Genomic DNA, 13,836 nt, shown 5'->3' with positions numbered 1-13,836 from the left:
CGGACCGGCCGAACGTTTCGGGGCAGAGCTATGCCGAACGGGCCGGAATGGCAAGGTCAGGCGCTCATTTCGCCAGCATGTTGGCGAGCATGAAGCCGGAACCGGCACCGGTGCCGGCGCCCGGCCAGGTGGAGGCACCGCAGAGATAGAGCGATTTCACCGGCGTCTTGTAGCGCGAATAACCGGCGACCGGGCGGAACAGGAAATTCTGGTCGAGATGGTGGCTACCGGAAAGATTGTCGCCGCCGATGAGATTGGGATTTTCGCGCTCCAGGTCGAGCGGCGAAAACACCGAGCGGCCGAGTATTTTTGCGCCAAGGCCCGGCGCATAGGTTTCCAAGAGCGCGAGGACGCGGTCGGCATAAGCTTCCTTGGCACCGTCCCAATCGGTCGCGCCGATCTCGCCCTTGGCATCGCCGCGGATCTCGGCCGGCAACACGCGCACCTGCACCCAGAGCACATGCTTGCCATCCGGCGCCCGCGACGGATCGAGCGCCGTCGGCTGGCCGACCACCAGGGCCGGTTCGGCCGGCAGCAGGCCGTTCATGGCTTCCGCATAGACCCGCGACATCATTTCGAGATCGGGGGCGACATGCACATAAGCAAAACTCTTCAGTGCCTCGCCGGCCTTCCAGTCCGGCAGGCCATCGAGCGCCAGGTGGATCATCATCGTGCCGGGGCCGGCCCGGAACGCCTCGACCTTCCTGTCGAAGGCTTCGCGTTCGGCCACCTTGGGCAAGAGCTTGCCGAAGACAAGCTTGGGATGGGCATTGGCGATGACAGCCTTGCGCGCCGAGAGAACACGGCCATCGGCCAATCTCACGCCGCTTGCCGAACCACCGGAAAGCTCGATCCGCTCCACCGGCGTACCGAGGATCAGTTCGCCGCCCTTTGCCGTAAACAGCTTGGTCATCGAGGTAATGATCGTATCCGCCCCGCCCTGGCCGATGACCATGCCGAAGGCCTGGTTGGCCATGGATTCCAGATAGGGGAACAAGGCGCCGCCGGCGACATCGGGGGCAAAATCGAGATGCAGGCCCCAGGCCGCCATCATCGTCTTGACCTTGGCATGCTCGAAACGGCTGTCGAGGAAATCGCGCGGCGACGCGAGCAGCAGCCGGGCGGTATCATAGAGCCAGCCGGTGCCCTTTTCACGCCATGCCTTCCACGCCACCTTGGCGGCCTTGAACGACGGCATCGGTGCGCCGAGCAGCCCGAAAATATGCGGCGCATCGCCGCCGAATTCCTGTAGCATCAGCCGCCAGGCCGCTGCATCCTTCTCGGACAGCGCCGCGATGCCGGCCGCCGTCTTTTCCAGATCGGTGCTGACACCGAGATAGCTGCCATCGCGGAAGACGCTGGCAAAACAGTCCGCCGCCGGCACGAAGCCGAGGCCGTTGGCCAGGAGGGCATCCTTGTTGGCGTTGAAGAAGGCGGAGCCTGCGAACATCGACAGGTTCATGGCACAGAGATCATGCCGGAAACCGGGCAACGTCACTTCCCGCGTCTTGACCGCGCCGCCGGCGACCGGCTTGCCCTCGACCACGGCAACCGACCAGCCCTTCGACTGCAGCTCGACGGCTGCGGCCAGACCATTGTGGCCGGCACCGATCACCACGGCATCATATGTCATCATCGTTCCCCTGCTGCGGGGATCCACCCCGGACTTTATCCGCATATGCATACATTTTTGAAAAATTGCCGCAAGCCATCCGATGCCGAAAGCACCGCGACAGTCAAAGAGTGATGCCCGGCGACATGCAGCAATGCCGACCGTCTGGCGTTTTCACAGCATTTTCCGAGCCTTGGCCGCCGCTATTGCGAGGCGAAAAACGCATGTCGCAGCTACGGCCTGTTACTTGCAATCTCATATTTTGTGTCATAGGCTCGCCTGCCTGGAACGCTGCCGCGGGGTTTTCGAGGAGGCCGGCAAGACCGTCGGCTCCCCCGTGGCGAACGCCTTCTATTTTGGGGAACAGACAATGACATCATCCGATATTCTTTCCGGTTTCGCCTCCGCGCTCCTGTCCGGCGCCGTCAAGGTCGTCGATCTCAGCGCCTCGCTCGGTCCCGATACGCCGGTGCTTTACCTGCCGCCGCAGTTCGGCAAGAACACGCCGAAGGTGAAGGTCCACACCATTTCCGAATACAATCAGGACGGTCCCTTCTGGGCCTGGAACTGGCTGGAACTCGGTGAGCACACCGGCACGCATTTCGACGCGCCCTGTCATTGGATCACCGGCAAGGACAACCCGGAAAACACCACCGACACCATTCCGCCGAAAAACTTCGTGGCGCCGGTCAACGTCATCGACCGCTCCAAGGAAGTGGCCGCAGATGCCGACTACCTGCTGACGGTCGAGAGCATCAAGGAATGGGAAGCCGAAAACGGCGAGATCGAAGCCGGCAGCTGGGTGCTGCTGCGCAGCGACTGGTACAAGCGCAACGGCTCGACCGACACCTTCCTGAATGCCGACGAGAACGGCCCGCACTCCCCCGGCCCGACGGCCGAAGCCATCGAATACCTGCTGTCCAAGGGCGTGATCGGCTGGGGTTCGGAAACGGTTGGCACCGACGCCGGTTCCGCCGGCGGCATGAACCCGCCCTTCCCGGCCCACAACCTGATGCACAAGGCCAACCGCTACGGCCTCGCCAGCCTGTGCAACCTCGACCAGCTGCCGGCCAAGGGCGCCGTGCTGATCGCCGCGCCGCTGAAATTCGTCAAGGGCACCGGCTCGCCGGTTCGCGCATTGGCGGTCGTCGCCAGCTGATGGGCTAAAAAACTCCTCGTCTCGCAGAGAGAGGAGCTGCATCTGAAATGAAAGGGCGCCGCCTGCCCCTTCTCCCCCACGGGGAGAAGGTCGCGGCAGCGGGATGAGGGGGTTGTCACAGGCGAAGGTTTTGCCGTGTATCGCCCCTCATCCGACCCTTCGGGCCACCTTCTCCCCCGCGGGGAGAAGGAGACACACCACTCTCTGCCCAAAATCTTACGCTGAAAGAAGCCTGCCATGAGCACCCATGACTACATCATCGTCGGCAGCGGCATCAACGCGCTGGTTGCCGCTGCCGTGCTCGGCAAGAAGGGCAAGAAGGTGCTGGTTCTGGAGCGCAACGACCGCATCGGCGGCTGCCTGCGCACCGAAGAAATCACCGCGCCCGGCTTTATCCATGACGTGATGGCGACGACGATGGTGCTGTTTCTCACCTCGCCCGCCTATGGCGCGCTCGGCAAGGACCTGGAAGCGCGCGGGCTGGAATTCGCCCATGCCGACCTGCCCACCGGCGTTTTGCGGCCGGATGGTTCGCATGTGATCTTCTCCAAGGACCGGCAGCGCAACATCGCCACTTTCGAGGCACTTTCGGCCGGTGACGGCGCCGCATTCTCCCGCGAGATGGACAAGCTCGGCGCCGATGCGCCCTTCCTCTTCTCGCTGCTCGGCGGCGCCTTGTGGTCCGGCAGCATCGCCAAGACGGTGGCGAAGGAAGCGTGGAGGCGGGGCTTGCGCAATCTTGCCGGCTGGTTCGGCGAAGCGCTGATGCCGGCGCGCGCCCATCTCGAAAGCACCTATCGCTCCGAGGATATCCAGGCCTTGTGGGCGCCATGGGTGCTGCATTGCGGCCTCGGCCCGGAAAGCGCCTATTCCGCCGAGATGGTCAAGGTCATCGGTTTTGCCATCGAGCTGGCCGGCTGCCCGGTTGCCAAGGGTGGTGCAAGGACGCTGCTGGCGGCGTTTGAAAAGCTGATCACCGACAATGGCGGCGTCATCCGCACCGGCGCCGATGTCGAAGCGCTGATCCAGGGCGCCGGCGGACGCGCCACCGGCGTGCGGCTCGCAAGCGGCGAGACCCTCTCCGCATCCGGCGGCGTGGTCGCTTCGGTGACGCCGACCCAACTGTATGGCCGGCTTTTGAAGGATTGGCCGGCGCCGCCGGCGGAGGTGAACGACGGCATAAAATCCTTCCGCTACGGCAAGGGCAACATGCAGATCCACTATGCGCTGAACAGCCCGCCGCGCTGGAAACACAATCCGGAACTCGGCCAGGTGGCGCTCTTGCACCTGACCCCCGGCCTTGACGGCGTGTCGCGCGCTGCCAACGAGGCCGAACGCGGCATGCTGCCGGCGGTACCGACGATCTGCGTCGGCCAGCCCGCCTCCTTCGATCCGAGCCGGGCACCCGAAGGCCAGTCGATCCTCTGGCTGCAGCTTCCCGAAACGCCGCGCTTCCTCAAAGGCGATGCCTCCGGCCAACTCGACATTCCGACAGACGGCCGCTGGAACGAGGCACTGCGGGAAAGCTACGCCGACCGCGTCGAGAAAATCCTCGAGAACCATATCGACGGGTTCGGGGAAACGGTCATTGCCCGCAAAGCCTATTCGCCGGCGGATCTCGAAACAATGAACATGAACCTCGTCGGCGGCGACCCCTATGGCGGCTTCTGCGGGCTGGACCAGTTTTTCCTGTGGCGGCCATTCAAGTCTTCTGTTAACCACCGCACCCACGTGCCGGGGCTGTATCATATTGGCGCATCGACGCATCCGGGACCCGGCCTTGGCGGGGGCTCCGGCTTCCTTCTGGCCTCATCCCTGAAATAGCATCGCTAAGAACGGAAAGGTGTCATGGAGGATCGGTTCGCAGGCATGGCGCTGAAGCGCAAGCGGGAGATGACCGAGGCACGCCCGACCATGGGCGAGATCGGCCTCAACCATTTCGCGCCCTACCTGATGAACCGCATCATTTCCCGCTGGAACGCCAACCTGGCGGAAGAGCTGAAACAGATGGAGATGACCACCGCCAAGATGCGGGCGCTCGCCATCCTCAGCATCACGCCGTCGGTGACGATCAACGAGCTTTCCGTCTTCGCCGTCACCGAACAATCGACCATGAGCCGGACGCTGGATTCACTGGAGGAGCAGGGGTATATCCGCCGCCAGCCGCGTCCTGAGGACATGCGCATCCGCGACGTGACGATCACCGAGGAAGGGCGCACCATTTTCGAAAAGGTGTGGCCGACGATGTATGATTCGCTGCTAAAGATGTTCGACGGCGTCGAGGAGGAGGAGTACCGCGCCTTCATCTCGGTGCTGCACCGTATCCTGCACAATATCCGCAAGCACGAGATCTAAGAGTAAGTTCCAGCAAAACTGCGTAGCGGTTTTGCGTCCGGAAATGCTCCAAGCCTCGCCTCAGGCGGCTGTCACGGCTTGCTGCAGGTCGATCACTGCCTTGACCGGCAAATGGTCGGAGGCAAGCCGCGCCAGCGGCGTGTCGTGCGTCTCGAAGCTGGAAATCAGCCCCTGGCGATTGGCGATGATGCGATCCAGCGCCAGCAACGGCAGGCCGGAGGGAAAGCTCGGTACCGCCGGCGGCATATGCCCGAAGGCGGGATGCAGCGTGTTGAGCGACGAGCGGTCGCCAAGACGCCATTCGTTGAGATCGCCGAGCAGCAGCGTCGGCGTTTCGTCGCGGCTCTTCATCAATTCCATGATCATATGCAGCTGCTGCGCCCGCGAGCGCCGGAGAAGGCCGAGATGGGCGGCGATGATGCGCAGACTGCCGCCCTGCTTCAAGTCGATTTCCACCACCACGGCACCACGCGGCTCCAGCCCCGGCAGCTTGACCGGATGCAGGTCGCGCACCACGCCCTGGCGGACGAGCACGACATTGCCATGCCAGCCATGCGCCTTGGGAAAGCCGGCCGCACCGACCGAGACGAGGCCGGTCTCCCGCTCCAGATGGGCGAGATCGAGCAGCCCGGCCCGTTCGCCGAACCGCTGGTCAGCCTCCTGCAGGGCGATGACGTCGGCGCCGATTTCCTGGATCACCCGCGCCGTGCGCTCCGGATCGAAGCGGCGGTCGACGCCGATGCATTTGTGGACATTGTAGGAGGCGACGAGCGTGCCCGACGAATGAGATTGGGACGGCAGGCTGCCATCCGGGCGTTTTTTTCGGTTTCGAAGCGCCTCCAGAACGGTGGAGGAAAAAGTTCCGTTCTTTCTTTGCATATCTTCGCCGTTGTTCCTCACAGATAGGGCGAACCCAGCCACAGGATGCGGTCGACTAGGCGCCACAGGAAGGGCCGCGCCCGCAGGTTTTCCAGCGTCACCGCCTTTGCCGTGCCGATGGCGGCGCCGATACGGGCATCGATTTCCCTTGCAAAATTGGTGTCGAGCACCTCGATGTCAACCTCGAAATTCAGCCTCAGCGACCGCGGATCGATATTGGACGAGCCGATATAGGACCATTGACCGTCAACGCAGAGCAGCTTGGAATGGTCGAAAGCACCCTCCGCCCGCCAGATCCGGCAATAATGTTTCAGCACCTGATCGAACTGCCCGGTCATGGCGTGATCGACGAGCATCAGGTTGTTGCGGGCCGGTACGACGATATCCACCTCGACGCCACGGCGGGCGGCGGTGATCAGCGCGGTGATCAGCTCCCGGTCCGGCAGGAAATAGGGAGACATGATGCGGATCGTCCGGCGCGCCACGGAAAAGGCGCCCATCAGCACCTTGTGGTTGGTTTCCAGGCTTTTGTCCGGCCCGGTGGCGATCGCCCGCATCAACATCGGCGAGCCGGCTTCCGATTCGGGCTCGGCGATCGTCCAGCAGGGATCGTCGAGCAGTTCGCCGCTGGCGAAACGCCAGTCTTCCGCGGCAATGGCAAAAAGATCGGCGACGACAGGACCGGTGAGACGGAAATGCGTATCGCGCGCCGCTTCTTCGCCGGCGAACTCCTGCGAAAACCCCTCGCGGATATTCATGCCGCCGGTGAAGGCGATCGCGCCGTCGATGATGACGATCTTGCGGTGGGTGCGCAGGTTGGCATAGGGCAGGCGAAGGCCCATGATGACATTGCCGTTGAACACCTCGATGGTGACGCCGCGTTTTTTCAGATGACCGAGGATACTCGGCACCGAATAGCGGGCACCCACCGCATCGACCAGCACACGCACGGTGACGCCGCGGCGAACCGCTGCGACCAGGGCGGCCGCAATCCGCAGGCCGATGCGGTCACGGTCAAAAATATAGGTTTCGAGGATGATGCTGCGTTCCGCCGCAGCGATGGCAGCTTCGATGGCGCTATAAGCCTGCTGGCCGCCATCGAGCAGCAAGACGGTGTTTCCCGTCGTCAGCTGGTGGCGGGTTACCCGGTCGCCCAGCGTTTTCAGCGCGGCGAAACGGTGGCCGAATTGCTGGGCAACCTCTTCATGCACGGCATCGTAGCTGACATAGGGGTCGGGAAGATCGGTCCAGGACGGCAGGTGATGGACAGCAAGCGAAGCGCGGCGCATGCGGTTGATGCCGGCCACCGCATAGATCGCTGCGCCGACGAGCGGCGACAGCACGATGACGCCGACCCAGCCGATCGCCGAGCGGACGTCTTCCTTGGTCATGGCCGCATGCACCGCCGCGATCGTTCCGGTCAGCAGCGACAGGGCACCGAGGATATGCGGCCAATAGTTGACGAGAAGATCAGACATGCGCCCAGATATAAGCTTTGCCGGCCACTCTTCAATCGCGTCCCGTCTCTGTGGTGCCCCTCGTACGGTAAATCACGGCACCACTGCCGTTGAATGCAAGGCCAGTCACCGAGATACACTGGCGTCTCAGCCCAAACCGCACGCGGAATCGTTTATCTTCTTGTTTTCAAAGCGGCTCCGAAGAGCCGCTTTGCCGAACCTCCAAAAAGTCTCAGGCCGGTTTGTTTCCGGCAGCAGCGGCTGCAAACATCGGCCCGCCGCGATAGGCGGGGAAACCGTAGCCGTTGAGCATCACCAGGTCGATGTCGCTCGCGCGGGCAGCGATGCCTTCGGCAAGCAACGCGTGGCCCTCGTCGGCCATGGCTTTCAGCAGCCGGCTAACGATTTCATCGGCAACGATCGACCGCGGCGTCAGGCCCTTTGCAGCGCGCGATGCCTCGATGATCTCCGTCACGACGGGATCGACGGTTCGCTTGCCGTCGACATACCGATACCAGCCACGGCCGCTCTTCTGGCCGAACCGGCCGGCTTCGCAGAGGCGGTCGGGAATATCGACATAACGGGCGGCCGGATCGCGGGTGGCGGCCTGGCGCTTGCGGCGAGCCCAGGCGATCTCCAACCCGGCAAGGTCGAAGACGGCGAAAGGCCCCATGGCCATGCCGTAGGCCTCCATGGCGGCGTCGATATCCTGCGGCAGCGCGCCGTCCTCCAGCAGGAATTCCGCCTCGCGGCGATAGGCCGAAAAGATGCGGTTGCCGATGAACCCTTCGCAGACACCGGTGACGACCGGCAGCTTGTTGAGTTTTTTGGCGACGGCAAGGCCGGTCGCCAGCACATCCGGCAAGGTTTTGGCGCAGCGCACCACTTCGAGAAGCTTCATGACATTGGCCGGCGAGAAGAAATGCAGGCCGAGCACCCGCTCGGGATGCTGGGTCGCGGCGGCGATCACGTCCGGATCGAGATAGCTGGTGTTGGTGGCGAGGATGGCATCGGGACGGACGATGCCGTCGAGCCGCTGGAACAAAAGCGTCTTGACGGAGAGATCGTCGAAGACCGCCTCGATCACCAGGTCCGCCTTGGCGAGATTGCCGATATTGCCGCTGACAATCAGCCGCGACAGGCGCTCCGCCTTGCCCTTGGCATCGATGCGGCCGGATTTCAGGTTGCGGTCGAGAAGGGCGGTGATGCGTTCCTTGCCCTTGTCCGCCGCTTCGCTGGTCTGTTCGATGCCGATGACGGTGTAGCCGGCATCGAGCGCGGCAACGGCAATGCCGGAGCCCATCAGGCCGGTGCCGACCACGCCGATGGTGGTGACGGATCTCGGCTCGACGCCCTCCAGCCCCTCGACCTTGGCAGCCGCGCGCTCGGCAAAAAACACGTGCCGAAGGGCCGCAGCCTCTTCAGAATCGCGCAGGCGCAGGAAAGTGGCCCTTTCATCCGCCAGGCCCTCGGCAAAAGTGGCGGTTTCCGCGCCCAGCACCAGCCGCACGGCCTCGAGCGGCGAGGTTTGGCCTTTTGCCTTCGAGCGCGCCTTTGCAGCTGCGGCTTCATTTTCTTCCGACGACGATGCCGGAACCGCAAGTTCGGCCGTGCGGCGAAGCGATTTGCCGGCAAGCTCTTGCGCCGCGGCAATGGCGGCACCGAGCAGATCTTCCATTGCGACGGCATCGACAATGCCAAGCGACAGGGCTTCCGTCGCAGCCACCATGCGGCCGGAGGAGATAATATCAATGGCGGCGGGAATGCCGGTCAGCCGCGGCAGGCGCTGCGTGCCGCCGGCGCCGGGCACGATGCCGAGCTTGACTTCCGGCAGGCCGAGTTTTGCGCTTGAAGCGGCAATGCGGTGATGGCAGCCGAGCGCCACTTCCAGCCCGCCGCCGAGGGCAGCGCCGTTCAGCGCGGCGACCACCGGCTTCGAAAACGCTTCGAGACGGTCGATCACCGCCGGCAGGGTCGGCTCGACTGGCGGCTTGCCGAATTCCTTGATGTCGGCGCCGCCGATAAAGGTCTTGCCGGCACCGGTGACGACGACGGCACGGATCTCCGCATCGTCTTCCGCCGCCGCAAGCGCCGCCATCAGCCCGCCGCGCACGTCGGCGGAAAGGGCATTGACCGGCGCATTGTCGATCGTCACCACCAGCACGCCGGCGGTCCGCGTGCCGCGGACGGTGCCGGAAAATTCATGGGTGGCGGTGGCGGCGGACGATGTGTCGGTCATAACCCGTTCCTTTTCATTCCGGCACGACGGCCGTTGCCTGGATCTCGATCTTGGCGCGGTCTTCCACCAGAGCGACGACCTGCATCGCCGCCATGGCCGGGAAATTCCGGCCGATCGTTTCGCGGTACACCTGCCCGAGATTTTTCAGGTTGCCAAGATATTCCGCCTTGTCGGTGAAATACCAGGTCATCGTGGTGATGTGTTCTGGGCCGGCGCCGCCGGCAGCCAGCACGGCCACGACGTTTTTCAGCGTTTGGCGCACCTGCTCGACGAAATCGTCGGTTTCGAACTGGCACTGCTCGTTCCAGCCGATCTGGCCACCGACGTAGATCACCTTGCCTTGGGCGGCGACCCCGTTTGAATAACCGATGGGTTTCGCCCAACCTTCAGGTTGCAGGATTGTGTGCATCATTGGCCTCCAGATGCTGTCTGAGCGCGGCGCGGATATCGTCCGGCCAGGCAATGGATGTGTGCGTGTCGGTCGAGGTGGCGACGACGCGGTGTTTTGCCGACCACAACAGCCGGTCGCCGACGCGGATCTCGTGGTCTAGATCAAGCGAACTGCGGCCAATGGCGCGGACGCGCAGCGTGAAATCGAGCTGGTCGCCGTGATAACCGGGGCTGACGAAGGTCAGGTCCAGCCGCACCGTCGGCCAGCTGATCTTCCGCTCGTCGATCATCTGGCGGATCGGCAGGCCGATACTGCCGAAGAAATCCTCCAGCACCCCCACCAGAATATTCAGGTAGGAGGGGAAATAGGCGATGCCGGAGGGATCGCAATCTCCGAAGCGCAGGGGTCTCGTCGTCTGAAACATCGGCCTTCCGCCCTCAGTTGAACGCGGCGATGCCGGTGATGGCGCGGCCGAGGATCAGCGCATGGATGTCGTGCGTGCCTTCGTAGGTGTTGACGACTTCCAGGTTGACCAGGTGGCGGGCAATGCCGAATTCGTCGGAAATGCCGTTGCCGCCCAGCATGTCGCGGGCCGCGCGGGCAATGTCCAATGCCTTGCCGCAGGAATTGCGCTTGAGGATCGAGGTCAGCTCCACCGGCGGATGACCGTCTTCCTTCATGCGGCCGAGACGCAGGCAACCCTGCAGGCCGAGCGAGATTTCCGTCACCATGTCGGCGAGCTTCTTCTGGATCAGCTGGTTGGCGGCGAGCGGCCGGCCGAACTGCTGGCGGTCGAGCACATATTGCCGCGCCGTGGCGTAGCAGGCTTCCGCCGCCCCCAGCGCGCCCCAGGCGATGCCGAAGCGGGCGGAGTTGAGGCAGGTGAACGGACCTTTGAGGCCGGTGACCTCAGGGAACATGTTTTCCTCGGGCACGAAGACATTGTCCATCACCACTTCGCCGGTGATGGAGGCCTTGAGGCCGACCTTGCCGTGGATGGCGGGGGCGGAAAGACCCTTCCAGCCCTTTTCCAGCACGAAACCGCGGATCAGCCCGTCCTCGGTCTTGGCCCAGACGACAAAGACGTCGGCGATAGGCGCGTTCGAGATCCAGGTCTTAGCGCCGGTCAGCGCATAACCGCCATCGACCTTCTTGGCGCGGGTGACCATCGAGCCGGGGTCGGAACCGTGGTTGGGTTCGGTGAGGCCGAAGCAGCCGATCCATTCGCCGGCGGCGAGTTTCGGCAGATATTTCTGCTTCTGCGCTTCCGAACCGAAGGTCTCGATCGGCACCATGACCAGAGACGACTGCACGCTCATCATCGAGCGATAGCCGCTGTCGACGCGTTCGACCTCGCGGGCGATCAGCCCGTAGGAGACGTAACCGAGGCCGGCGCCGCCGTATTCCGGCGAGATCGTCGGACCGAGCAGGCCAAGTTCACCCATCTCACGAAAAATCGCCGGGTCGGTCTTCTCCAGGCGGAAGGCATCCGGCAGGCGCGGCAGCAGCTTTTCCTGCGCGTAATCATGGGCGGTCTTCAGCACCATGCGTTCGTCGTCGTTGATCTGGTCCTCCAGCTTGAAGGGATCGGCCCAATCGAAGGTTTGTTTGCTCATGGTTTTTCCTTTCGTCTCAGGCCTTCAGCAGCTCGCGGGCAACGATGAGCTTCTGAACCTCGGTGGCGCCCTCGTAGATGCGGAGCGCGCGAATTTCACGGTAGAGTTTTTCGACGATCTCGCCGCTGCGGACACCGCGGCCGCCGAACATCTGCACGGCGCGGTCGATGACAGTCTGCGCCGTTTCCGTCGCCGTCATCTTCGCCATCGCCGCTTCCTTGGTGGTCGGCAGTTTTTGCACGTCGCGGCGCCAGGCGGCGCGGTAGGTGAGAAGCGCTGCGGCATCGATGCCGGTCGCCATGTCGCCGAGGGCTGCCTGCGTCAGCTGCAGGTCGGCCAGCGTGGCGCCAAACATCGGCCGCGCCTTGGCGTGTGCCAACGCCTCATCGATCGCCCGGCGGGCAAACCCGAGCGAGGCGGCGGCGACGGAGGCGCGAAAAATATCGAGCGTGCGCATGGCGATCTTGAAGCCTTCGCCCGGAGCGCCGAGGCGGCGCGAGGCCGGGATACGGCAAGCGTCGAAGCGGATCGTCGCCAAGGGATGCGGCGCGATCACATCGATGCGTTCGGAGATCGAAAAACCGGGATCGTCGGCAAAAACCACGAAGGCGGAGATGCCACGCGTGCCCGGCGCTTCGCCGGTGCGGGCAAACACGGTGTAGACATCGGCGATGCCGCCGTTGGAAATCCAGGTCTTTTCGCCGTCAAGCACGTAACTGTCGCCATCGGCCTTGGCGGCGCAGGCCATAGCGGCGACATCGGAGCCGGCTTCCTTTTCCGACAGGGCGAAGGCCGAAAGCCATTCGCCCGATGTCACCTTCGGCAGCACGGCACGCTTCAGCTCATCCGAACCGGCAAGGCCGATGGCGCCGGTACCGAGCCCCTGCATGGCGAAGGCAAAATCGGCAAGCCCGTCATGCCAGGCAAGCGTTTCACGCGCCAGGCAGGCGAGCCGCGAATCGATGACATCGGCGCCGGCATTACCCGTCGCGGCGGCGAGCAGGCCGGCTTCGCCGAGCAGCTTTACCAGCGCGCGGCAGGCGCCGTCGGTATCGTTGTGATCGACGGCGGCCAGGGTGCCGGAGGCGGCAAAGGCATCGAGCTTTTCGACGAAGGCGCGGTGCTGCGGTTCGAAGAACGGCCAGTCAAGATGGTCGCGGCTCGGGCCGGACAGGGAGGAGGAAGCGGCCATGATCTCAATTGCCCTCGAAGGTCGGCTTGCGCTTTTCGGCAAAGGCCTCGAAGGCGCGGCGGAAATCCTGTGTGGCCATGCAGATCGCCTGGGCCTGGGCTTCCGACTCGACCATCTCGTCGACACCCATCGCCCATTCCTGGTTGAACATGGTCTTGGTGATGCCATGGGCGAACCACGGCCCATCGGCCAGCGAATGCGCCAGCTTCAGCGCTTCTGTGTCGAGAACATCGGCGGCATGCAGCGCGTTGTAAAAACCCCAGGCATGGCCTTCGGCGGCGCTCATCGAGCGGCCGGTGAACAGGAGTTCGGCGGCGCGGCCCTGGCCGATGATGCGCGGCAGGAAACCGCAGGCACCCATATCGGCACCGGCGAGGCCGACGCGAGTGAAGAGGAAGGCGGTCTTGGCTTCCGGCGTGGCGACACGCAGGTCCGAGGCCATGGCGAGGATGGCGCCGGCGCCGGCGCAGATGCCATCGACAGCGGAGATGATCGGCTGCGGGCACTTGCGCATCGCCTTGACGACGTCGCCGGTCATGCGGGTGAAGGCGAGCAGGTCGGGCATCGCCATGCGGGTCAGCGGCTCGATGATCTCGAACACGTCGCCGCCGGAGGAAAAATTGTTGCCGGCGCCCTTCAGCACGATGGCACGGACATCAGAGGAATAGGCGAGATCGCGGAAAAGGTCGCGCAGCTCGGCATAGCTGTCGAAGGTCAGCGGGTTCTTGCGCTCCGGCCGGTTGAGGGTAAGTGTGGCGACGCGGCCGTCCTCGCTGACGTCCCAGAGGAAATGTTTCGCCTGGTAATCGCGAAAACTGCGCTTCATGTCTTTCATTACGTCGCTCATGTCTTTCTCCTCTGTGTCTGCGGGGCGCGGCAAGTGCCCCTCATCCGCCTACCGGCACCTTCTCCCCGCAAGCGGGGAGAAGGGGATAT

The 13,836-nt window shown here is 63.9% G+C and carries 12 protein-coding genes; 3 read left to right on the top strand and 9 right to left on the bottom strand.

Going from position 1 to position 13,836, the window contains the following annotated elements; translation table 11 throughout:
* Window positions 1-64 precede the first annotated feature (64 nt).
* Window positions 65-1,636: a phytoene desaturase family protein gene (locus ACSQ3I_RS00130; RefSeq protein WP_435995133.1), complete on the bottom strand. Its 1,572-nt coding sequence runs from the start codon at window positions 1,634-1,636 to the stop codon at window positions 65-67.
* A gap of 346 nt (window positions 1,637-1,982) precedes the next feature.
* Here ACSQ3I_RS00130 and ACSQ3I_RS00125 point away from each other — a divergent pair, with 346 nt between their 5' ends.
* From ACSQ3I_RS00125 to ACSQ3I_RS00115, 3 genes are all read left to right on the top strand, one after another.
* Window positions 1,983-2,771 carry a cyclase family protein gene (locus ACSQ3I_RS00125; RefSeq protein WP_435995131.1) on the top strand — a complete coding sequence of 263 codons (789 nt, stop codon included), beginning with the start codon at window positions 1,983-1,985 and terminating at the stop codon, window positions 2,769-2,771.
* A 237-nt stretch (window positions 2,772-3,008) separates the two neighbouring features.
* On the top strand, window positions 3,009-4,595 hold the full coding sequence (locus ACSQ3I_RS00120; RefSeq protein ID WP_435995129.1) for a phytoene desaturase family protein: 1,587 nt from the start codon (window positions 3,009-3,011) through the stop codon (window positions 4,593-4,595).
* 24 nt (window positions 4,596-4,619) lie between these two features.
* Window positions 4,620-5,126 (top strand): MarR family winged helix-turn-helix transcriptional regulator, encoded by a 507-nt coding sequence (locus ACSQ3I_RS00115; protein ID WP_109458621.1) that lies wholly within the window; start codon window positions 4,620-4,622, stop codon window positions 5,124-5,126.
* 60 nt (window positions 5,127-5,186) lie between these two features.
* Here the strand turns inward: ACSQ3I_RS00115 and ACSQ3I_RS00110 are convergent, their stop codons facing one another.
* The 8 genes from ACSQ3I_RS00110 to ACSQ3I_RS00075 form a co-directional block, all read right to left on the bottom strand.
* A complete protein-coding gene (locus tag ACSQ3I_RS00110) occupies window positions 5,187-6,005 on the bottom strand; it encodes an endonuclease/exonuclease/phosphatase family protein (RefSeq protein ID WP_435995126.1) in 819 nt (272 codons plus the stop codon).
* A 17-nt stretch (window positions 6,006-6,022) separates the two neighbouring features.
* Complete coding sequence (locus ACSQ3I_RS00105) at window positions 6,023-7,483, bottom strand: phospholipase D-like domain-containing protein (protein ID WP_435995124.1); 1,461 nt, start codon at window positions 7,481-7,483, stop codon at window positions 6,023-6,025.
* A 211-nt stretch (window positions 7,484-7,694) separates the two neighbouring features.
* Entirely contained in the window at window positions 7,695-9,701 is a 2,007-nt protein-coding gene (locus ACSQ3I_RS00100; RefSeq protein ID WP_435995122.1) for a 3-hydroxyacyl-CoA dehydrogenase NAD-binding domain-containing protein, read from the bottom strand.
* Window positions 9,702-9,714: 13 nt separating this feature from the next.
* Entirely contained in the window at window positions 9,715-10,110 is a 396-nt protein-coding gene (locus ACSQ3I_RS00095; RefSeq protein ID WP_435996214.1) for a RidA family protein, read from the bottom strand.
* On the bottom strand, window positions 10,088-10,516 hold the full coding sequence (locus tag ACSQ3I_RS00090) for an acyl-CoA thioesterase (protein WP_435995120.1): 429 nt from the start codon (window positions 10,514-10,516) through the stop codon (window positions 10,088-10,090). Before ACSQ3I_RS00090 ends, ACSQ3I_RS00095 begins: the two co-directional genes overlap by 23 nt.
* 13 nt (window positions 10,517-10,529) lie before the next feature.
* On the bottom strand, window positions 10,530-11,708 hold the full coding sequence (locus tag ACSQ3I_RS00085) for an acyl-CoA dehydrogenase (protein WP_435995118.1): 1,179 nt from the start codon (window positions 11,706-11,708) through the stop codon (window positions 10,530-10,532).
* 16 nt (window positions 11,709-11,724) lie between these two features.
* Entirely contained in the window at window positions 11,725-12,900 is a 1,176-nt protein-coding gene (locus tag ACSQ3I_RS00080; protein WP_435995116.1) for an acyl-CoA dehydrogenase family protein, read from the bottom strand.
* Between the two features lie 4 nt (window positions 12,901-12,904).
* Entirely contained in the window at window positions 12,905-13,747 is an 843-nt protein-coding gene (locus ACSQ3I_RS00075) for an enoyl-CoA hydratase family protein (protein WP_435995115.1), read from the bottom strand.
* Window positions 13,748-13,836: the final 89 nt, after the last annotated feature.

It is taken from the genome of Rhizobium sp. LjRoot30 (genome assembly GCF_964253915.1).
Taxonomy (GTDB): domain Bacteria; phylum Pseudomonadota; class Alphaproteobacteria; order Rhizobiales; family Rhizobiaceae; genus Metarhizobium.
Note: the sequence above shows the minus strand (reverse complement) of the source record. Positions and strands in the feature narration are given on the sequence as shown.

Excerpts from the sequence above, each read along its gene's own strand:
- ACSQ3I_RS00085 (WP_435995118.1), bottom strand. The coding sequence starts at position 11,708 with ATGAGCAAACAAACCTTCGATTGGGCCGATCCCTTCAAGCTGGAGGAC.
- ACSQ3I_RS00090 (WP_435995120.1), bottom strand. The coding sequence starts at position 10,516 with ATGTTTCAGACGACGAGACCCCTGCGCTTCGGAGATTGCGATCCCTCC.
- ACSQ3I_RS00125 (WP_435995131.1), top strand. The coding sequence starts at position 1,983 with ATGACATCATCCGATATTCTTTCCGGTTTCGCCTCCGCGCTCCTGTCC.
- ACSQ3I_RS00100 (WP_435995122.1), bottom strand. The coding sequence starts at position 9,701 with ATGACCGACACATCGTCCGCCGCCACCGCCACCCATGAATTTTCCGGC.
- ACSQ3I_RS00095 (WP_435996214.1), bottom strand. The coding sequence starts at position 10,110 with ATGCACACAATCCTGCAACCTGAAGGTTGGGCGAAACCCATCGGTTAT.
- ACSQ3I_RS00105 (WP_435995124.1), bottom strand. The coding sequence starts at position 7,483 with ATGTCTGATCTTCTCGTCAACTATTGGCCGCATATCCTCGGTGCCCTG.
- ACSQ3I_RS00110 (WP_435995126.1), bottom strand. The coding sequence starts at position 6,005 with ATGCAAAGAAAGAACGGAACTTTTTCCTCCACCGTTCTGGAGGCGCTT.
- ACSQ3I_RS00120 (WP_435995129.1), top strand. The coding sequence starts at position 3,009 with ATGAGCACCCATGACTACATCATCGTCGGCAGCGGCATCAACGCGCTG.
- ACSQ3I_RS00115 (WP_109458621.1), top strand. The coding sequence starts at position 4,620 with ATGGAGGATCGGTTCGCAGGCATGGCGCTGAAGCGCAAGCGGGAGATG.
- ACSQ3I_RS00080 (WP_435995116.1), bottom strand. The coding sequence starts at position 12,900 with ATGGCCGCTTCCTCCTCCCTGTCCGGCCCGAGCCGCGACCATCTTGAC.
- ACSQ3I_RS00075 (WP_435995115.1), bottom strand. The coding sequence starts at position 13,747 with ATGAGCGACGTAATGAAAGACATGAAGCGCAGTTTTCGCGATTACCAG.
- ACSQ3I_RS00130 (WP_435995133.1), bottom strand. The coding sequence starts at position 1,636 with ATGATGACATATGATGCCGTGGTGATCGGTGCCGGCCACAATGGTCTG.